This is a genomic window from Mesorhizobium sp. RSR380A (assembly GCF_054719385.1).
Window position 1 is genome coordinate 5,543,816 of sequence record NZ_JBTTIB010000001.1, and the last position, 18,914, is coordinate 5,562,729.

Here is an 18,914-nt window from a genome sequence, read left to right on the forward strand (position 1 = left end):
ATGATGCGCAGAAACTCAAAGGCGACCAAGGCTATGCAGGGAACGGGCGAAAGCGATATCGTGCTGTCGGTGCGCGACATCACCGTTGCCCTGGACGACAAGCTGATCCTCGACAAACTGGCGCTCGACATCAAGCGCGGCGAAATCCTCGGTTTCGTCGGCGCCTCGGGCGCCGGCAAATCGGTGCTGCTGCGCACGATTCTCGGCCTGCTGCACAAGCAGTCCGGCACGATCAAGCTGTTTGGCCTCGACCTCGAAAAGGCCAGCGACATCGAACGGTTGCGCATCGACATGCGCCTTGGCGTGCTTTTCCAGCACGGCGCCCTGTTTTCGGCGTTGACCGTGCAGGAAAACGTGCAGGTGCCGATGCGCGAATATCTCGATCTGCCGAAGAAACTGATGGACGAGCTGGCCTTGCTCAAGATCGAACTGGTCGGCCTGCCGCCGGACGCCGCGCAAAAATTTCCCTCGGAGCTTTCGGGCGGCATGATCAAGCGCGCCGCCCTGGCGCGGGCGCTGGCGCTCGACCCCGACATCGTCTTCCTCGACGAGCCGACGTCCGGCCTCGACCCGATCAGCGCGTCCGAATTCGACGAATTGGTGGTGAAGTTGCGCGATACGATGGATCTGACGGTCTATATGGTGACGCACGATCTCGACACGCTGTTTACCGCTTGCGACCGCGTGGCGGTGCTCGGCAACAAGAAAATCCTGGTCGAAGGCACGATCGACGACATGCTGAAAAGCGAAGAACCGTGGGTCAAATCCTATTTCCGCGGAAAACGCGCTCGGCAACTTGATCTTGCCGCGCGCGCATAGACATAAGTGGGGCAATGGAAACCAGAGCCAACTACGTAATTGTCGGCATTTTCACCCTGGCTGCGATCCTGGCGGCGTTCGGGTTCGTCTATTGGACCGCCCAGATCGGTGATCGCGGCGAGACGGCGGAGCTGCGCGTGCGCATTCAGGGTTCGGCCTCCGGCCTCGGCCCCGGCAGTCTGGTGCTGTTCAACGGCGTCAAGGTCGGGGTGGTCAAGCGCGTCTATTTCGACCGCAATGACCCCAATGCCGCCATTGCTACGACCGAGATCGACCAGACAACGCCGCTCACCAAATCGACGCAGGCCGATATCGGCATCGCCAGCCTTGCCGGCCAGGTCAACATCGAATTGAAGGGCGCCGATCCCAAGGAACCGAACCTGCTGGAAGAGGCGGCAAAGGAAGGCAGGACGGCCGAGATCATCGCCAATCCGTCAGCGGTCACCAACCTGCTGCAGACGGCGCAGAACATCTTCACCCGCGCCGACAAGGTGCTTTCCGACCTAGAAGGTTTCACCAGGGATGTGCGCGGGCCGCTGACCCAGACCGTCAAGAACGCCCAGACATTTTCCGATGCGCTGGCCAGGAATGCCGACGGCATCGACAAGTTCCTGACCGCCGTCAGCGCGCTGTCGGATGAGCTGAAGGGTGTTTCCGGCAAGCTCGACGGCACGCTGAAGGCTGCCGAAGGCCTGCTCAATGCCGTCGACAAGGACAAGATCAAGAGCATCGTCGCCAATGTGGACGCCGTCACCGCCAATCTGAAGGAGACCAGCGGACAGCTCGACGGAGTGATCAAGAACGTCGATACCGCGGTCGGCTCGGTCAACGATTTCGCCACGCGCACGCAAGGCACGCTGGCAAAGGTCGACAATGTGCTCGACGGCATCGATCCGGCGCAGGTGCGCGTGGCGCTCGCCAACATTCAGAAGGCCAGCGAAAATGCCAACAAGGCCGCCGCCGACATCGCCAAGGTGACCGACAAGTTCGCCGACCGGGCCGACGACATCGACGAGACGATCAAGGACGCCAAACAGCTTGCGTCGCGCCTCAACGATGCCTCGGTGCGCGTCGACGGCATCCTGAAAAGGGTCGATACGCTGCTCGGTTCGGGCCAGGCCGACGGCGTCATGGCCGATGCCAGGGACACGCTGAAGTCGTTCAAGCAGGTCGCCGACACGCTGAACGCCCGGCTTGGCACGATCACCGACAACATCGCGCGCTTCTCGGGCCAGGGCCTGTCGAATGTCGAGGCGCTGGTCCAGGACAGCCGGCGTTCGATCAGTCGCATCGAAGAGGCGGTGACCGATCTCAGCCGCAACCCGCAGCGCATCCTGTCGGGCGGCGACGGCGAGGTCCGGCAGTTCGATGGCAGGGCACGGCGTTGACTTCCGTGCCCGCCCGCAGCAATTACATGGACCGCGGATGCGGATTCATCATACGATCCGGGGACAGTGGGGATCACGCGTGACGTTCGGGTTGGGTGGGTATAGATCGGCGGCCGTTTTGCTTGGCCTGACGCTGGCTGGTTGCGCGGCATTGGGAGGCAAGCCGGCGCCGCTCGATACGTTCGAGCTGTCCGCCCCGTCGATCGACGCCCATGGCCACAGCCGCCGCCAGATCCTGATCGCCCAGCCATCCGCGCTCAAGGCGCTGGACAGCCAGAACATCGTCATCAAGCCGTCAGATCGCTCGATCCAGTATCTCAAGGGCGCGCAATGGGCCGACCGGCTGCCGCTGATCGTGCAGGCGAGGCTCGCCGAAACCTTCCAGCGCTCCGGAAGCTTTGCCGGCGTCGGCAAGCCGGGCGAGGGGCTGGCGATCGACTACCAGGTGATCGTCGAGATCCGCTCCTTCGAAGTCCGCGTCAATGGTGGCGAGCATGCCGAGGTCAATCTCTTCGTGCGCATCCTGAACGACCGCAACGGCGAGGTGCGCGCCTCGAAGAGCTTCACCGCATCCGCTCCCGTCTCGGGCAGCGGCAATCCGGCCTATGTCAGCGCGCTCGACAGCGCCTTCGGCGAGGCGGCGAAGGATATCGTGAGCTGGACGGACTCGGTGATCTGAGCGAACCCGGCGAGGCGCTTGAGACCCAGGAACCTTAGCCGCCTGCCAGACGGTTGGTGACCAGTTCTGCCTTCATCCAGTGGGTTTCACTCTGGACATGTCCTGCCCGTACATATTTGCCCATGCGAATGGGCATGTCTGCCTCAGCAAATGCTTCGGCAATCCTAGCCACAAAGCCTTCTTGCTTGGCCTTATCCAGGGACGCAGCCAGATTATCGAAGAGGTTGGGGCTGAAAGGCCCACGATAGAGCGTGGGAACAGGAGTGATGCCCAGTTCCTCAAACCGGGCCAGGGTCAAATCCCACGGTTGAATCTCGGTCCCGATGATCCATGCAAAGCCAAGAAAAAATGACGGCAGCGCATCATACGCAACCGAATGTCGGGCATAGAGGTTCTCGCCGACAATCCGTTCATCGTCAGCAAGTTGCGGTGAAACATTTGCTGCAAATGCCTTCAGCCAGTCTCGGGATGGATGATAACGGCTATCGGGACTGCGCGCGTGAGAGCCATCGCGATGAAGGGTTGTGTTCTCTCCATCCATCTTCTCGGTGACCACAAGATCAGCCACCCTTAGTCCTTCAAGCGACGCCATGACCTTGTCGTCGCTGGTGGCTCCGACCGATATCGGCAGATGAAAGGTGCGACCGTATTTCCTCATGCTGGAGGCATAGCTTGCAGCCCATCGCGCCAGCAAGGGCGGCCTGAGTTCTTTGCGCTCGTCATCGTTCGATCCATGACAAACGAAAAAGGCGGGAAATTTCCCGCCTTTTTCATTTTGATGCAGCAATCGTAGCTAGTGCAACCGGCCGCTCGCATGGGCCAGCATGGTGTAGACCTTGCCGGTGTCCGACGTCAGGTAGGTCTGCGCCATGATGTTGTCGCGGTCGTTGCGCGAGACGTCCTTGAGCAGCTTCTCGAAATCGTCGCAGTAGCGGTCGACGGCGGCGCGGAACTCCGCCTCGGCCTGATATTTGCGGCGGATTTCGTCAAAGGTCTGCTGGCCCTTGAGCGTGTAGAGGCGGCGCGTGAACACGTCACGCTCGCCGCGCCGGTAGCGGTTCCACAGCTCGATCGAGGCGTCGTGGTCGATCGCCCGGGCAATATCGACCGAGAGCGAGTTGAGCGACTCCATGACATGCAGCGGCGAGCGCTGGGCGGGAGTTGCGCGCGGTGCTTCCGCGGGCCCAGCCGGCCTGGCGACTTCCTCCTCGCGCGATGCTCCGGTCAGGAGATCGCGCACCCAGCCGCCTTGCGGCGTGCGGGCGTTGGCGTCGCGCTGGCGCGGTGCTTCGGCGGGGCGTTCGATATCGAGCGTGCCACGCAGGCCGCCGAGCGGCGCCTGCGGAGCAGGGCGTTCCGGCTGTGGCGCCGGCGGCGGGCGGCGTACCGGCTCGGCCGGGCGCTGCACTGGCGCCTGCGGCGCCGGGCGCAGGGCGCGCGGTTCGGCATTGTCGCCGCCACGTCCCGATTTCGCAACGATATCCGAAAGTTCCTTGAGCGCGTTGATCTGCTCGGCAACGGCACGGCGGATCGCCGAGGTCGATTCCTTGGCCTCTTCCGGCATTTCGATGACGCCCTTCTTGAGCTCGGCGCGGGTGAGGTCGAGCTCGCTCTTGATCGAGCTTGCGGTGCGCCGCATCTCCTCGGTCGCATCGGCGAACCGGCTGGTTGCCGAATCGACCACTTCCGTTATGGCGATGCGGATCTTGTCGGCTGATGCCAGCGTCTTGCCTTCGGCATTCTGCATCGTCTGGCCGACAAGGTTTTCGAACGAACGCATCACCTTCTCGAGGTCTTCCGACTTCTTGACCAGGCCGACGGCGAGATCTTCGAGCGACGATTGCCGCTCAAGCGTGTGCTCCAGATTGCTCTGCGCCGAGCTCAACAGATCCGAAGCCGAGGACAGCAAGCGGCTGTGCTCGTCGAACTTGGTGGCGATCGAGGCCACTTCGCGCAGGGTCGACGACGACAGTTCGGTAAGCCGCGTGGTGTTCGAATCGACCAGGCGTGCCGAGCTGGCGAAGGTCTGCGCGGCCTTTTCGGTGGTTGCCGCGAAGCTTTGGGTGCTGCCGCTCAGACGTTCGTCGACCTGGCCGAGGTTGATCGCCGCCTGTTCGATCAGCTCACCAAGCTGCGAGCTGGAGACGCTCATGCGGCCGATGAGGTCGGCGACGCTATCGGCGAGCGACGAGCGCGCGCCTTCGACGGCCGACAGCGTTTCGGCGGTGCGGCTGGCGAGCGCGTTGACGAGGGCGGCATTTTCGCTGCGCAGCTTCTCGGTCGCGCGTTCGGTGACCTCTTCCATGCTCTTTTGCAGTTCCGAGCCGCCCTGGGCGAAGCGCTCGACCAGCGGCCGCGCGGTTTCGTCCAGGATCTTCGCCATCTCGGCCGAACGCGCCGCCAGCATCGTGTTGAGCTCGCGGGTATTGGTGCCGATTGTCTTGGCAGCGTCGTTGGTGCTTTGGCCGATGTGCTGGCCGACCGCGGTAAAAGTCTCCGCAATCGTGTTGGCGCGCGAGATCAGCTGAGCTTCTGCGCTGGAAACCTGCTCGTTGAGCTTCTGGCCCATCGTCTCCGTCGTATAAAGAAGGCGGTTCTCGACGCTGGCGACCTGTTCCTCGACGCGCGAAGCTGCGGACGCAACGCTCGCGGCCAGCCGCTCGTCGGCGCCGGCAAGAGCCTGCTCCATCTCGCGGGCGTGGACGGCAAGTTCCTGGCCGGTCTGGCGTGCGCGTTCGGCAACGCGCTGCTCGGTGCTGGCGAAGGCACCGACGATGTTGTCGGCATGCTCGCCGATGGTCGACGTGGAGTCGGCGATGCGCGACACCAGGCGGTGATCGGCCTCGTCGAAGATGCGGCTGATCTCGGTGGCGCGTGCCGACAGCGCGTCCGAACCCTCGGCAATGCGCGAGATCAGCTGCTGGTCGGCGGCGTCGAAGATGCGGCCAAGGTCCGAGGCGCGGGCGGCCAGCGCTTCGGCGGATTCGCCGATGCGCATGCTCAGCCGCTGGTCGGCGCCCTCGAAGTTACGCAGGATGTCGCCGGCGCGGTCGGCCAGCGACTGCGCCGTCTCGACCGCGCGGGCGACCAGCTTCTGGTCGGCGGCGTCGAACGTGCCGGCGATCTCGCCGGCGCGGGCAGCCAGCCGTCCGGCCGTTTCTTCGGCGCGGGCGAGCAGCGAGTTCGACGTCTCGTCGTGCCGGGCAAGCAGCACGCTCGACGTATCCTCGGTGCGAGCGAGCAAGGCGTTCGTCGTGTCCTCGGCGCGAGCAAGCAGGGCGCTCGATGTGTCCTCGGCACGTGCGTGCAGACGGCGATCCGCGTCCTCGAAGGTGCGGGCGATGTCCTCGGCCCGGGCCAAAAGGGCGGCCGAGGTCTGCTCGGCACGCTCGGCGATCTTGCGGTCGGCGTCACTGAAGGCAGCACCGGCCTGTTCGTGCAGCGCGCTGGTGACTTCCATCACCTTCTCGCGCAGCGCGCCGGCAACGAAGACGGCGCTCTTTTCGAGCACGCTGCGGACATTGTCGACACCCACCGACAACGCGCGCTCCATGGTTCCGGCGCGCTCTTCGATGATGCCGGTCTGCTTGCTGAAGGCCTGCTCGATCTTCTCGACATCGGCAGCGATTGCCGCCGAGATATCGGTGCTTCTGCCGGCAATCTGGTCGATATGGCCCGACAGCGAGCGGTCGACATCCTTACGTATGTCGGCGAGCTTTGCCAGATCGTCTTCCAGCGCCTGGGTCAACATGTTGCGGCCTTCGGCCAGCTTGCCGACATGGCCGGCGATGATGTCGTCAACCTCACCGCGGCTTGCGGACAGCTTCTGCAGGTCGGCTTCCAGCGCACGCTTCAAGATGTCTCGGCCCTCGGCCAGCTTCTCGACCTGGCCCGCGACCAGTCCGTCGATGCTCGACCGGCTCTCGGCCAGCTTGGTGAGGTCGTCCTCGAGAGCCTTCGACAGCGTCGCGCGATCCCGGACGAGCTTGTCGCTGTGACCCTCGATCAGGCTGTTGACATTTTCCAAATCCGCTTCCAGCACCCGTGCGAACTCGCCACGGTTTTCGCTCAGCTTCTGCGACTGGTCGGCAATGGCGCTCCTGATCGCATTGAGATCGGCTTCGAGCGCCCGTGTGAGAATGTCGCGGCCCTCGGCGAGCTTCTCGACCTGTCCGGCGACCAGCCCATCGATGTTGGAGCGGCTCTCCGCCAGCTTGGCGATGTCGTCTTCCAATGCCTTTGAGAGCGCCGAACGGTCCTGGACGAGCCTGTTTTGATGATCGGCCATGATGCCGCTGACATTGTGCAAATCGTCCTGAAGCGCCTGGGATAGCGTCGAACGATCCTGGACAAGCCGGCTCGAGTGGTCGGTGATCAGGCTGTTAACATTCTGAAGGTCATCCTTAAGCGCCTGGGATAGCGTCGAACGATCCTGGACAAGCCGGTTCGAGTGGTCGGCGATCAGGCTGTTCACATTTTGCAGATCGGCCTCCAATGCCTTGGAAAGCTGACCGCGCTCTTCCGCCACCTTGTCGGAATGACCCGCAATGGCACCCTTGATGGTGTTGAGGTCGGCTTCGAGCGCGCGCTTGAGGATATCGCGCCCCTCGGCCAGCTTCTCGACCTGGCCGGCGACCAGCCCGTCGATGCTCGACCGGCTCTCGGCGAGCTTGGCGAGGTCGGCCTCGAGCGTCTGTGACAACAGGCCACGATCGTCGGCAAGCCGGCTCGAATGGTCGGAGAGCAGGCCCCTGATGCCGGATAGGTCGTTCTCCAGCGCCTTGCTGAGTTCGGTGCGGTCCTCGGCCAGTTTCGCCGAGTGGTTCTCGATCACGCCCTTGATGCCGATAATGTCGTTTTCGAGCGCCTTGGTCAGGATGGCGCGGCCTTCGGCGATCTTTTCAACCTGGCCGGCGACCAGCCCGTCAATCGAGGCGCGGCTGTCGGCGAGCTTGCCGAGATCGGCTTCCAGGGCGCGCGACAGAATGTTGCGGCCTTCGGCCAGTTTACCGACATGTCCGGCGACCATTTCGTCAATGATCGTACGGGCTTGCACAAGTTTTCCGGAGTCTTCATGCAAAGCCTGGTTGAGCCGGTTGCGGCCTTCTTCAAGCCGCTCGAGATGGCTGCCCAGCGACGCGTCGATGGCGGCGCGCGACTCGTTGACCTTGCGCAGATCCTCTTCCAGGGCGCGCGAGATCAGGTTGCGGCCTTCGGCCAGCTTCTGCACCTGGTTGGTTACGGCCGCATCGATGCCGGCACGGCCCTCGGCGAACTTCGCCAGGTCCGCCTGCATGGCAGCCGCCATGCGTTCGCGGCTTTCGGACAGCTTGCGGCTGTGGTTTTCGACGGCGTCCTCGATGCCGACGCGGGCATCGGCAAGACGCTGGATATCGGTGTCGAATGAGCGCGACACGACATGGCGGGCCGCTTCCATGCGGCCGGCGAAATCGCTGGCGCGGGCTTCGAGCATCGACGAGGTCGACGAGACGATGTCGGCCATGTCGGCGCCGATCTGGGTCTTGCCCTGATCGATCATCGCCGACAAATGATCCTTGCTCTCGGCAAAGGTGTGGGCGATCTCGCGGGCGCGCTCGACCAGCGTTTCGTTGATCTGGCGGGCGCGCGCCTCGAGCGCGGCGTTGAGCTTCTGCGTGCCGGTATCGAGTGCTTCGGCGCGGGTCTGAAATTCGCTGATCAGCGCCTGGCCGCGCTCGGCCAGCGTCCGCTCGATGCCGTTCAGGCTGGACTCGAATTCCGAGCTCAGGGTGCGGGCGGCGCCGCCGAGCAGCGACACCATACCGGTGGTGCGGTCGTCGAGCAGGTCGGTCAGCGACCGGGTCAGGCCGTCTGTGGTGTCCGTCAGCTTGGCGATGCGGGTGTCGAGCAGCGAAGCAAAGGCTTCGCCCGACGTCGACAGCCTGTCGGTGATTGAATCCAGCCGGGTTTCGACGGAATCGAAGATCGACATCGAGCTTTCATTGATGCGGTCGATCAGCGTGTCGCCGGAATTCGTGATCGTCATCGACAGCTTGGTCGACGCGTTGAGGATAGAGTCGCGAATAATGTCGGAGGCGGCGCCGATCTCGTCCTTCAGCGTTTCATGCGCGCCGGTGATCGAGGCGCGCACGCGCTCGGCATGAGTGACGACGGCTTCGCGCTCGCTGCCCAGCCCGTCGACCAGCGACCGGATGCGCGATTCATTCTCCGAATAGGAGCGTTCGATCTGGTTGACCTCGCTGTGGACCAGCGTTTCGAGTTCGACGGCGCGCGCCAGCGTGCGCTCGATGCCTTCGCCCATCGCCGCCACTTCACGGCGAACGGCCTGGCCGATCATCATCACGCGATCCTGGGCGAGGTTTTCCGGCTCCGCCAGACGGAAAGCCACTTCCGTCATCGACTGCGCGGCAATGCGCATTTCCTGCGCGCGGCGGATCATCGCCGCGAAGGCCCAAAACAGGACGACCGGTATGATTGCCGCGATCGCCAGGCCGATCAGTTCAGGGCGGGCCAGGATTTGATCGAATGTACGAATTTTCCAGATGCTGGGGCCAAACAGCAAATTGGCAAGGCCGCCGGCGCCGGCGATCCAGGCCAGCGACACGAACGCCACGACCCAATAGATCGTGCTAGACGCGCGCCGGTTGAGGCTGTGCAGCAGCGTCTTGTAATCTTTTTGGCGGTCATCGTTTGCCGGCTTGAAGCCGGCTGGCTGAGCGCTGTTGCGCGATTCGACCGGGCGCAGCTCGGCGGGCTTGGCTGCCGGCTTCGCACTCTGGTTTTGTTGGACGGGCGCGTTTTGAGCGGGGGCGGGCTTCTGGGGGCGGCCTTCGCGCGCCAGTTCGTCCGCGGCCTGCGATATCTGCGCTTCCAGATCTTCCATCGACGCCGCGATATCGAGATCGCCGCTGCCGTCTCCGCTGAGATCGAGGTCTAGTGCCTTTTCGAGTTCCCTGGCTACGTCGCTGTCGAGAGTTCTGGTCGTCGTTGGTTTCTTCGCCATGCCTTCGCTACCCTGTACTAGCTGCCGAGGGACTTCTTATTTTTGCCTGATTCTGGCTCGTCTTATCCCACGCAGGAGGCTGAAAATGGACCTTCGTATCGTAATGACACACAGGGGTAAAGAAAACATGCATTCCGCGAGATACGTAAAACTTTAAATATAAGGTTAACGACAACGTGATCTAACCGCCTCAGCGGCAACAATTTTCCAGCCCATTCATTAACGCGTTGGCGACGGAAATCGCTTAGTTTTTTCGGCGATCGGCACAAGGAGTTTCAAATTGGTACGCGGTGAAAGCGGCATTGCCTTCTCAATGCCGGGCGGCGATGCGTCGGGACCGGCCCGTTCGCGCCCAGTGGATCTGGCCCACCTGGCCCGTCAGACAATGGGCGATCGCGCCCTCGAACAGGAGGTATTGGCACTGTTCGTACAGCAGGCGCTTTCCGTCCGGGACAGAATAGTCGATGCCGACGTCAGGGAGCGACTGCTTCTGGCGCATGGGCTGAAAGGTTCGGCGCGCGGGGTCGGCGCCTTTGCCATCGCCGACTGCGCCACCTCGATCGAACAGCAGCCGGAAGATGCGCGCATCCTCAAGCGCCTCGGCGCCCTGATCGAGGAAGTGCGCGATTTCATCGCCGCCATCAGCCGGTAATGGCTGCCGCTCGGCAGCGGCCACCGGGATGAATCGACGGGGCCAGGGCGTGCTTTGGCCAGCTTTCGGAAAAAACGTCACAAAGCGGCGCTTTCGCGCGGCAGTTGACTTGTCCGGCGGAGTGATTATCTCGGCTGGGACTCCCTTCAGGTGACAAATGACCAAGCTGACCTTCATTGCCCATGACGGCACTCCTTTCGATGTCGAGGCCGAAAACGGCTCGACCGTCATGGAGAATGCGATCCGTAGCGCGGTGCCGGGCATCGAGGCAGAATGCGGCGGCGCCTGCGCCTGCGCGACCTGCCATGTCTATGTCGACGAAGCCTGGACGGCCGAGGTCGGCGAGCCGGAGGCGATGGAAGAGGACATGCTGGACTTCGCCTATGACGTCCAGCCGAACTCGCGGCTGTCCTGCCAGATCAAGGTGCGCGACGCGCTTGACGGCCTGGTCGTGCGCGTGCCGGCTCGCCAGGGTTGATCTCCCGTACCATCTGATTTTTCCCGCCGCCGCTTGGCAGCGGGCCAATGCTCATGCAGTCTCGCGCCAGTTTCGCCCCAGTTTGACAATGAGGCTCGCCTGGCATGACCGATATAATCAAGACGGACGCACTCATTGTCGGGGCGGGGCCGGTCGGCCTGTTCGCCGTGTTCGAACTCGGCCTCTTCGACATGAAGTGCCATCTGATCGATATCCTCGACCGGCCCGGCGGCCAATGCGCCGAACTCTATCCGGAAAAGCCGATCTACGACATTCCAGGCTGGCCCTCGATCTCGGCGCAAGGGCTGGTCGACAAACTGCTCGAGCAAATTCACCCGTTCAAGCCGGATTTTACCTTCAACCGCATGGTCTCCAGCCTGGAAAAGCTGGACGACGGCTCATTTCGGGTCACCACCGACGAGAACGAGGTGTTCGAAGCCAAGGTGGTGGTGATCGCCGCCGGTGGCGGCTCGTTCCAGCCCAAACGGCCGCCCATTCCCGGCATCGAGGCCTATGAGGGCAGGAGCGTCTTCTATTCGGTGCGCCGTATGGAGGAATTCCGCGGCCACGACCTCGTCATCGTCGGCGGCGGCGATTCCGCACTCGACTGGACGCTGAATCTGCAGCCGGTGGCAAAAAGCGTCACGCTGGTCCATCGCCGGCCGGAATTCAGGGCGGCGCCCGACAGCGTCAACAAGATGTATGCCATGCAGGAGATGAAGCAGCTGGAGTTCCGGGTCGGCCAGGTGAGCGGCCTGACCGGCGCCGACGGCGAGCTGGCCTCTGCTACCATCAAGGGCGGGCCTGACGGCGACATCGAGGTGCCGTGCACGCGCATGCTGCCGTTCTTCGGCCTGACCATGAAGCTCGGCCCGATCGCCGAATGGGGGCTCAACCTTCATGAGAACCTCATCCCGGTCGATACCGAGAAATTCCAGACTTCGGTGCCAGGCATCTTTGCCGTCGGCGACATCAACTGGTACCCAGGCAAGCTGAAGCTGATCCTGTCGGGTTTTCACGAGGTGGCGCTGATGGCGCAGGCCGCCAAGCGCATCATCAGCCCCGGCGAACGTATCGTCTTCCAGTACACGACGTCGTCGACCAGCCTGCAGAAGAAGCTCGGCGTCGTGGAGTAGGTCCTACAGGGCTTTCCGGATCACTCCACCAGAACGACCGGCGCCTCGGCGTCGTCGCGGCCGCGCAGTGACTTCTCCGGCATCAGCGCCAGCGTGATCAGCGCCAGCACGAGCGTGACGGCCGCGGCAAGGAAGATCATCATGAAGGGCGTCGCCGAGACGATCTGTCCGGCAGCCGGCGCGCCTTCGCCGGCAAGCGGCAGGCCATAGCCGAGCGCGACGGCGCCGAGCATGGCGACGCCGAGCGCGCTGCCCAGCGAACGCAGGAAGGTCAGCACGCCGGTGGCAACGCCGAGATGCGCGCGGTCGACGGCGTTCTGCACCGATACGGTGGCGACCGGGAAGGTGGTGCCGCTTCCAAGGCCGATGCAGATGGTCAAGAGCTCGACCACCAGCAGCGAGGCGCGGCCGGCGACCAGGCTGAGCACGCCAAGGCAGATAATGGCGAAGAGAACGCCGACCATGGCTATACGCTTGTAGTGGAAGAAGCGCGGTATCGTGCGGCCGCTGAAGGTCGCGCCGGCGACCGTTCCGAGCAGCAGGCCGAGCATGGCAAGGCCCGACTGGCTGACCGACAGGCCGATGATCGACTGCAGATAGACCGGCAGATACACCGACAGGCCGATATTGGCGGCCTGCAGCAGGAACATCGACGCCGTGCCGGCAAGCACGATCGGATTGCTCAGCACTTCAAGCGAAATCAGCGGCTCGGCCGCACGCATCAGCCTGAGCGCGAACGCAGCCCAGAAGACCGCCGAACAGGCGAGCAGGCCGACGATCTCGCGCGAGCCCCATGGATAGGCGCTGCCGCCCCAATTGAGGGCCAAAAGCAGCAATGCCGTCGCCACCACCAGAAGCAGCGCGCCCAGGGCGTCGATGCGATGCCGCTTTGCGGCGACCGGCAGTTTGCGCAACGGCTTGTTGATGATGGCCATGGCCAAGATGCCGAGCGGGATATTGATCCAGAAGATCAGCGACCAATGCAGATGTTCGGCAAAACCGCCGCCGAGCAGAGGTCCGGCGATGCTGGCGACCGCCCAGGTGCCCGAAATCCACGCGGCATAGCGCGCCCGTTCGCGCGGCGGCACAAGATCGCCGATGACGATCTGCGCCAGGGCGAACAGGCCACCTCCGCCCGCACCCTGGATCGCCCGGCCGATGACCAGCACGAACATGTTGGGGGCCATGGCGCTGACCAGCGATCCCAGAAGGAAGATCAGGATCGCCGCATAGACGGTCGGCCGGCGGCCGTAGACGTCGGAAATCTTGCCGTAGAGCGGCGCCATGGCCGTCGCCGTCAGGAGATATCCGGTCACGATCCACGGCAGGTAGTCGGCGTGGCCGAGCGAACGGCCGATGGTCGGCATGGCCGGCGCGACGATGGTCTGGTCGAGCGCCGCCAGCAGCATCGACAAAAGGATGCCGGCGATGATGACGTTCTTCTCGCTTTCCGTAAGCGGCGCGGCGGGCGCCACCCTAGCCGGCTTGTCGACAGCTTGGTCCATATCAGTTCATCCATAAAGTTTGAGAGCGATTGCGCGGCGCCAAATGGCCGCTCCGCTACGCGCCGCCTCAATTGGTCTTGATCTGGTGTTTCGAAGCTCGCGCCTTGCCAGCCTGACATATCTTGCGAGCCTGACATATGTCGTCCCGTATAGGCCGATTTCGACCTATGCCCGAAAATTTTCTGGGGCTGGCCTCATGTTTTGGCAGAATTGGCTTGGTATCGCCGTGTTTCAGCCGGGCGGAAGCTGGCCGTTCTCGACGCGCTGCATGCGGTAGCGCAGCAGCCGCAGGATGCGGCTTTCGAAATTCACGCCTTCCACGCGGTCGAAGCGCAATTGGTCCTGGTCATGCCTGGCGAGTTCGGCCGCGGTGATCTGCGCCGCCTTCGCCTTTGCCCCGGCGCAGGTCTTTTGCGCAAAGCTCGCGTTCAGCGCGTCTTCGAGCAGACGGCCGTGGTTCTTGGCGATCTCGACATGACGCTCCTCATGGCGCTTGATGTCGGCCGACAGGGTGTCCCAGAACAGCCTGACATCGGGATCGGCCTTGCGCGGCCTGCGCCACTCCGGAAGGATGACCTTGACCTTGACGGTAACGGCGGCCTTGGCGATGCGGCAGGTGTCTGCGGTTTGCGCGTAGCCGATGCGGGTGGTGAACGCCATCTGGGTGGCGCCTGGATGCCGCATCCCGGTGCTTTTCACCTCGGGTCCATGCTTCGACAATTGCGTCTCGATGTCATCGAGCGTGCTGCCGCCGATGGCAAAATAGCTGTAAGTCTTCACCAGATTGGCAGCATTCGCCGGCAGGACGGTCAAAGCCAGCATCAGGGCGCAGAGCAGGGGTCGTTTCATCATGTTGCCTCTTCACTCACCTTGCTTTACGGCCGTTGCCGGCGCAACGGAATTGATCTTCCACCGATCACGCATCGTTGATGGATTGCAAGCGCTCGATGAGCCACATGCCAATGAGCCACATGCCAATGAGACACATGGTTGAAGGACAATGACGACAAGGCGATGGCAACTGGCGCATAAGTGCCATCTCGACCTTGGCGAGAAAGCCATTGTGGTCGGCATTCTCAACGTCACGCCCGACAGTTTTTCGGATGGAGGACTGTTCATCACGCCTGACCAGGCGGTGGCGCAGGCGCACCGCATGGTGGAAGAAGGCGCCGCCGTCGTCGATATCGGCGGGGAATCGACGCGCCCCGGCGCCTCGCCCGTGACGCCTGAAGAAGAGCAGGCCCGCATCCTGCCGGTCATCGCCGCGCTCGCCAGTTCAGGCGAAGCCCTGATTTCGGTCGACACCTATCGCGAGGAAACCGCGCGCCTCGCCGTCGCCGCCGGCGCGCATATCGTCAACGATGTCTGGGGCTTGCAGCGTGAACCCGGCATCGCCCGCGTCGCCGCCGAGACCGGCGCCGGACTGGTCATCATGCATACCGGGCGCGGGCGGCAAAAACTGCCCGACGTCATCGCCGACCAGTTTTTGTTCCTCAAGGCTTCGCTGGAAGTCGCCAGGCGCAGCGGCGTTGCGGACGATCATATCGTACTCGATGCCGGCTTCGGCTTCGCCAAGGAGACGGCTGAGGAAAACCTCGACCTGATGGCGCGGTTTTCCGAGCTTAAGGAGCTCGGTTTTCCCTTGATGGCCGGCACCTCCAGAAAACGCTTCATCGGCACCGTCACCGGCCGCGAAGCCGGCGCGCGCGCCGCCGGGACGGCAGCCACCAGTGTCATTCTGAGGCTGAAGGGCGCCGATCTGTTTCGCGTCCACGATGTCGCAATCAACGTGGACGCACTGGCGGTCGGCGATGCTATGCTGGCGCGCGAAAAGCCAGGACGCTGAGCCCAGGACACTAAGAAATGTACGTCATCCGCATGAAGAACTGCGCCTTCTTTGCCCGGCACGGCGTGCTGGATGAGGAAGAGGCGCTTGGCCAGCGTTTTTATGTCGATGCCGAGTTGACGGTCGAGCCCAGCCGCCCGCTGGAGGATGATTCCATCGAGGACACCGTCAATTACGGCATCGCCTTCACGGTGATTGAAAAGATCGTCACTGGACATCGCCGCTTCCTGATCGAGGCGCTGGCGCTCGAAGTGGCGAAGGCGCTGACTTCACGGTTCCCGCAGATCAGGAAGGCCGAGATCACCGTGCGCAAACCCAACGCACCGGTGCCCGGCGTGCTCGATTACGTCGAGGTGACCGTTGTCTGGCCAGAGTAACAATAACACGGTCTATCTCAGCCTTGGCGGCAATCTCGGCGATCCCTCGGCCTCGATGGCGGCGGCGCTGCGCCTGCTCGACGCCGACGAGAGCACGCGCGTCGTCGCCGTCTCCTCACTTTACCGCACGCCGCCCTGGGGCAAGCTCGACCAGCCGGATTTCCTCAACGCCGCTGCCGAAATCTCGACCTCGCTGGCGCCAAGGGCGCTGCTCGACCTCTGCCTCGAGGCCGAGCGCAAGCTGAAGCGGGTGCGCGAGGAGCGCTGGGGTCCGCGCCTGATCGACATCGACATATTGGTGTTCGGCGACCGCACAATCCACGAAACCGGGCTGGAGGTGCCGCATCCCCGAACGGTGGAGCGCGCCTTCGTGCTGGCGCCCTTGGCAGAGATCGCGCCGGATCTGGCGGTGGGCGGCAGGAGCGTGACCGAGCGGCTCAGCGCCGTCGATACGTCAGGCATAGAGCGGCTGGCTTCCGGCCGCGATTGGTGGCTGGGTTAACCGGAGAAGCCGCCGCCATCGAGAAATGCCTGTTCGTCCGCCGTCGTCTCGCGGCCAAGCATCTTGTTCCTGTGCGGAAAGCGGCCGAAGCGCTGGATGATGTCGCGGTGCTCGATGGCGTATTTCACATACTCCGGCGCCCTGGCGGTGGTGAGCTCGACCGATCTGTCCTGGTCGGCGGGCAGTTCCGAATGTTCGTAGGGCAGGTACAGGAAGACGCGCAGGTTTTCTTCCAGCGAAAGGTCATGGCCGGCCGCAATCGCCTTGGCGGCAAAGTGCCGTGCCAGCGGATCGGTGGCGTACATATGGCCTGAGCCGCGAAAGCAGTTGCGCGGAAACTGGTCGAGCAGGATCATCAGCGCCAGCGAACCCTCGGCATGCTCCGACCATGCGTCGCACTCGCGCCGCGCGGCGGCAAAGTGCAGGTCGAGAAACCTGCTGCGGAAATCCGCGTCGAAGACGTCGTTCTTCTCGAACCACGCGTCTTCGCCGGCCTCGCGCCAGAATTTGGTGACGGCGAGCGCGCGCTCATCCGATGCGGTCATCAGCTTTCCCCCTGATCGGCGGGCTCGGGCTTGTGCAGCACGCCGGCCGTCTCTTCGTTCAGCGCCTGGCCGGGCCGGCGCGGTTGCGTCAGCGGCGTCGGGATCGGCGTGCCGGTATTGCCCCTGAGGAAACGTTGCCCGGCGCGGACGCCTTCGGCCAGCTGCGTCTCCAGTCGGGCATTGTCGCGCCGTCGCACATCCTCGATGACATCGGCGACATCTTCCGGCTCGACGCCCAAAACCTCGAGCGCGGAACCGCCGAAGACGAGGGCCGATTCGAAGGTCTCGCGCAGCTGGAAGTCGACCCCGGCGCGGATGAGCGACAGGGCGGTGCCGCGATCGAAGGCACGCGCCAGGACAGTCAGCAACGGGAACTCCGCCTTGATCAGTTCCGCCATGCGCACCGTGGCGTCCGGCTTGTCGACGCAGATCAGCACGGCGCGCGCGCGGCCTGCACCTGCGGCGCGCAGAATGTCGAGCCGCGTGCCGTCGCCATAGTAGACCTTGAAGCCGAAATCGGCGGCCGCCTGTATCATTTCGACATCATTGTCGATGATCGACACATCGATGCCGCGCAACAAAAGCGGCTGGCTCGCGATCTGGCCGAAACGGCCGAAGCCGATGACCAGCACGCTGCCGGTAAGGCCGTCGGCGATGTCGACGCCTTCAAGCGACTGCTCGTCGCGCGGCGTCAAATATTTGAGCGCAATGATGGCCAGCGGCGTCAGCACCATCGAGATGATGATGATAGCGGTCAGCGTTGCGTTGGCCCGGCTGTCGATGATGCCAACCGCCGCCGCGGCCGAATAGAGGACGAAGGCGAATTCGCCGCCTTGCGCCATGATCACGGCGCGTTCCAGCGCTTCACGATGACCGCTCTTCAGCATGCGGGCGACGAGATAGATGCCGAGCGCATTCATCGCCATGTAGGCGACGACATAGACGGCGATCAGCCGCCAGTTGTCGGCCACCACATGCAGGTCGAGCGACATGCCGACGGCGAGGAAGAACAGGCCAAGCAGGATGCCGCGGAATGGCTCGACGTCGGCCTCCAACTGGTGGCGGAAGGTCGATTCCGACAACAGCACGCCGGCCAGGAAGGCGCCCATCGCCATCGAGAGGCCGGAAAGCTGCATAACCAGCGCCGACCCCAGCACGACCAGAAGTGCTGCCGCCGTCATGACTTCGCGCGCCTTGGCGTCGGCCAGGATGCGGAAGAACGGGTTGAGCAGATAGCGGCCGGCCACCACCAGCCCGACGATGGCGCCAAGACCGATGCCGATTTCGGCCAGCCTCTGCTGCAGGGTCATCTCGGCGCCGCCCGGCGCCAGGAAGGCGACCAGCGCCAGAAGCGGCACGATTGCCAGATCCTCGAGCAGCAGGATGGACACGATGCGCTGGCCCTTGGGGCTGGCCATCTCGCCACGCTCTTCGAGAAGCTGCATGACGATCGCCGTCGAGGTCAGGACGAAGCCGGCGCCGGCAACGAAGGATTGCGCGATCGGAAAGCCGCCGGCGAGACCAACACCGGTAAGCAGCAATGCGCAGACGCCGACCTGCAGCGCGCCGAGGCCGAAAATCTCGCGGCGCAGGCCCCATAGCCGCGACGGCTGCATCTCCAGCCCGATGATGAACAGGAACATGACCACGCCGAGTTCGGCGACATGCAGGATGGCTTCCGATTCGGAAAAAATGCCAATACCGAACGGGCCGATGACCACGCCCGCGGCGAGATAGCCGAGGATCGAGCCCAGCCCCATGCGTTTGAAGATCGGAACGGCGACGACGCCTGCGGCAAGCAGCGCTACCACCTGAATGAGATCGCTGCCCGATGCTTCCGCTGCCATGCCTCTTGTCCCTGTGTCCGACAGCACTCCTTGCATGCACTGGGAGCGGGAGGCAAGGGCGGGAAGCCTGCCAGAATGGGTAGGGTGCCGTGGCAGCGATTCCCCGGTGGAACAACAGTCTGCGCTTGCCTGTCGGA

The 18,914-nt window shown here is 63.6% G+C and carries 15 protein-coding genes; 9 read left to right on the top strand and 6 right to left on the bottom strand.

Features of this window, described 5'->3' with window-relative positions:
- The 3 genes from ACYG9Z_RS26915 to ACYG9Z_RS26925 are packed head-to-tail and all read left to right on the top strand — an operon-like array spanning nucleotide 1 to nucleotide 2,886.
- On the top strand, nucleotides 1-819 hold the full coding sequence (locus ACYG9Z_RS26915; protein ID WP_023694175.1) for an ABC transporter ATP-binding protein: 819 nt from the start codon (nucleotides 1-3) through the stop codon (nucleotides 817-819).
- Between the two features lie 14 nt (nucleotides 820-833).
- Entirely contained in the window at nucleotides 834-2,207 is a 1,374-nt protein-coding gene (locus ACYG9Z_RS26920; RefSeq protein WP_023690141.1) for an MlaD family protein, read from the top strand.
- A 37-nt stretch (nucleotides 2,208-2,244) separates the two neighbouring features.
- Entirely contained in the window at nucleotides 2,245-2,886 is a 642-nt protein-coding gene (locus ACYG9Z_RS26925) for an ABC-type transport auxiliary lipoprotein family protein (protein WP_460222863.1), read from the top strand.
- A gap of 34 nt (nucleotides 2,887-2,920) precedes the next feature.
- On the opposite strand, the gene ACYG9Z_RS26930 is transcribed toward ACYG9Z_RS26925, so the two are convergent.
- Together ACYG9Z_RS26930 and ACYG9Z_RS26935 are read right to left on the bottom strand one after the other, a co-directional pair.
- The gene (locus tag ACYG9Z_RS26930; RefSeq protein WP_245259857.1) at nucleotides 2,921-3,673 is read right to left on the bottom strand and encodes an RNA ligase family protein; all 753 of its coding nucleotides are present in this window, start codon (nucleotides 3,671-3,673) and stop codon (nucleotides 2,921-2,923) included.
- Nucleotides 3,674-3,679: 6 nt separating this feature from the next.
- Nucleotides 3,680-9,889, bottom strand: coding sequence for a kinesin (locus tag ACYG9Z_RS26935; protein ID WP_460222864.1), 6,210 nt, complete (start codon nucleotides 9,887-9,889; stop codon nucleotides 3,680-3,682).
- A gap of 313 nt (nucleotides 9,890-10,202) precedes the next feature.
- Between ACYG9Z_RS26935 and ACYG9Z_RS26940 the strand changes: the two genes are divergently transcribed.
- The 3 genes from ACYG9Z_RS26940 to ACYG9Z_RS26950 all read left to right on the top strand — a co-directional run bounded on the left by ACYG9Z_RS26940 (nucleotide 10,203) and on the right by ACYG9Z_RS26950 (nucleotide 12,155).
- Complete coding sequence (locus tag ACYG9Z_RS26940; protein WP_023706163.1) at nucleotides 10,203-10,541, top strand: Hpt domain-containing protein; 339 nt, start codon at nucleotides 10,203-10,205, stop codon at nucleotides 10,539-10,541.
- Nucleotides 10,542-10,698: 157 nt separating this feature from the next.
- Nucleotides 10,699-11,019 carry a 2Fe-2S iron-sulfur cluster-binding protein gene (locus ACYG9Z_RS26945; RefSeq protein ID WP_023673507.1) on the top strand — a complete coding sequence of 107 codons (321 nt, stop codon included), beginning with the start codon at nucleotides 10,699-10,701 and terminating at the stop codon, nucleotides 11,017-11,019.
- 104 nt (nucleotides 11,020-11,123) lie between these two features.
- Nucleotides 11,124-12,155 (top strand): NAD(P)/FAD-dependent oxidoreductase, encoded by a 1,032-nt coding sequence (locus ACYG9Z_RS26950; protein WP_023715858.1) that lies wholly within the window; start codon nucleotides 11,124-11,126, stop codon nucleotides 12,153-12,155.
- A gap of 20 nt (nucleotides 12,156-12,175) precedes the next feature.
- On the opposite strand, the gene ACYG9Z_RS26955 is transcribed toward ACYG9Z_RS26950, so the two are convergent.
- Together ACYG9Z_RS26955 and ACYG9Z_RS26960 are read right to left on the bottom strand one after the other, a co-directional pair.
- Nucleotides 12,176-13,660: an MDR family MFS transporter gene (locus ACYG9Z_RS26955; RefSeq protein ID WP_023715857.1), complete on the bottom strand. Its 1,485-nt coding sequence runs from the start codon at nucleotides 13,658-13,660 to the stop codon at nucleotides 12,176-12,178.
- 231 nt (nucleotides 13,661-13,891) lie between these two features.
- On the bottom strand, nucleotides 13,892-14,512 hold the full coding sequence (locus ACYG9Z_RS26960) for a DUF922 domain-containing Zn-dependent protease (protein ID WP_031244130.1): 621 nt from the start codon (nucleotides 14,510-14,512) through the stop codon (nucleotides 13,892-13,894).
- Between the two features lie 148 nt (nucleotides 14,513-14,660).
- Between ACYG9Z_RS26960 and folP the strand changes: the two genes are divergently transcribed.
- From folP to folK, 3 genes are read left to right on the top strand one after another with little or no spacing between them, the layout of a single operon-like run.
- Nucleotides 14,661-15,506: a dihydropteroate synthase gene (folP, locus tag ACYG9Z_RS26965; RefSeq protein WP_023752194.1), complete on the top strand. Its 846-nt coding sequence runs from the start codon at nucleotides 14,661-14,663 to the stop codon at nucleotides 15,504-15,506.
- A gap of 17 nt (nucleotides 15,507-15,523) precedes the next feature.
- Entirely contained in the window at nucleotides 15,524-15,883 is a 360-nt protein-coding gene (gene folB / locus ACYG9Z_RS26970; protein WP_023673502.1) for a dihydroneopterin aldolase, read from the top strand.
- Nucleotides 15,867-16,385: a 2-amino-4-hydroxy-6-hydroxymethyldihydropteridine diphosphokinase gene (gene folK, locus ACYG9Z_RS26975; protein ID WP_023752195.1), complete on the top strand. Its 519-nt coding sequence runs from the start codon at nucleotides 15,867-15,869 to the stop codon at nucleotides 16,383-16,385. The genes folB and folK overlap by 17 nt, the downstream gene beginning before the upstream one ends.
- Here the strand turns inward: folK and ACYG9Z_RS26980 are convergent.
- Nucleotides 16,382-16,930: a DUF924 family protein gene (locus ACYG9Z_RS26980; protein WP_023673500.1), complete on the bottom strand. Its 549-nt coding sequence runs from the start codon at nucleotides 16,928-16,930 to the stop codon at nucleotides 16,382-16,384. The genes folK and ACYG9Z_RS26980 overlap by 4 nt on opposite strands.
- On the bottom strand, nucleotides 16,930-18,777 hold the full coding sequence (locus ACYG9Z_RS26985) for a monovalent cation:proton antiporter-2 (CPA2) family protein (RefSeq protein WP_023715853.1): 1,848 nt from the start codon (nucleotides 18,775-18,777) through the stop codon (nucleotides 16,930-16,932). Before ACYG9Z_RS26985 ends, ACYG9Z_RS26980 begins: the two co-directional genes overlap by 1 nt.
- Between the last annotated feature and the right edge of the window lie 137 nt (nucleotides 18,778-18,914).

What these genes read in the sequence shown, in the direction of transcription:
- ACYG9Z_RS26960 (WP_031244130.1), bottom strand. Translation starts at nt 14,512, where the DNA reads ATGATGAAACGACCCCTGCTCTGCGCCCTGATGCTGGCTTTGACCGTC.
- ACYG9Z_RS26940 (WP_023706163.1), top strand. Translation starts at nt 10,203, where the DNA reads ATGCCGGGCGGCGATGCGTCGGGACCGGCCCGTTCGCGCCCAGTGGAT.
- folB (WP_023673502.1), top strand. Translation starts at nt 15,524, where the DNA reads ATGTACGTCATCCGCATGAAGAACTGCGCCTTCTTTGCCCGGCACGGC.
- ACYG9Z_RS26920 (WP_023690141.1), top strand. Translation starts at nt 834, where the DNA reads ATGGAAACCAGAGCCAACTACGTAATTGTCGGCATTTTCACCCTGGCT.
- ACYG9Z_RS26915 (WP_023694175.1), top strand. Translation starts at nt 1, where the DNA reads ATGATGCGCAGAAACTCAAAGGCGACCAAGGCTATGCAGGGAACGGGC.
- ACYG9Z_RS26945 (WP_023673507.1), top strand. Translation starts at nt 10,699, where the DNA reads ATGACCAAGCTGACCTTCATTGCCCATGACGGCACTCCTTTCGATGTC.
- folP (WP_023752194.1), top strand. Translation starts at nt 14,661, where the DNA reads ATGACGACAAGGCGATGGCAACTGGCGCATAAGTGCCATCTCGACCTT.
- ACYG9Z_RS26925 (WP_460222863.1), top strand. Translation starts at nt 2,245, where the DNA reads ATGCGGATTCATCATACGATCCGGGGACAGTGGGGATCACGCGTGACG.
- ACYG9Z_RS26985 (WP_023715853.1), bottom strand. Translation starts at nt 18,777, where the DNA reads ATGGCAGCGGAAGCATCGGGCAGCGATCTCATTCAGGTGGTAGCGCTG.
- ACYG9Z_RS26935 (WP_460222864.1), bottom strand. Translation starts at nt 9,889, where the DNA reads ATGGCGAAGAAACCAACGACGACCAGAACTCTCGACAGCGACGTAGCC.
- ACYG9Z_RS26955 (WP_023715857.1), bottom strand. Translation starts at nt 13,660, where the DNA reads ATGGACCAAGCTGTCGACAAGCCGGCTAGGGTGGCGCCCGCCGCGCCG.
- ACYG9Z_RS26980 (WP_023673500.1), bottom strand. Translation starts at nt 16,930, where the DNA reads ATGACCGCATCGGATGAGCGCGCGCTCGCCGTCACCAAATTCTGGCGC.
- ACYG9Z_RS26950 (WP_023715858.1), top strand. Translation starts at nt 11,124, where the DNA reads ATGACCGATATAATCAAGACGGACGCACTCATTGTCGGGGCGGGGCCG.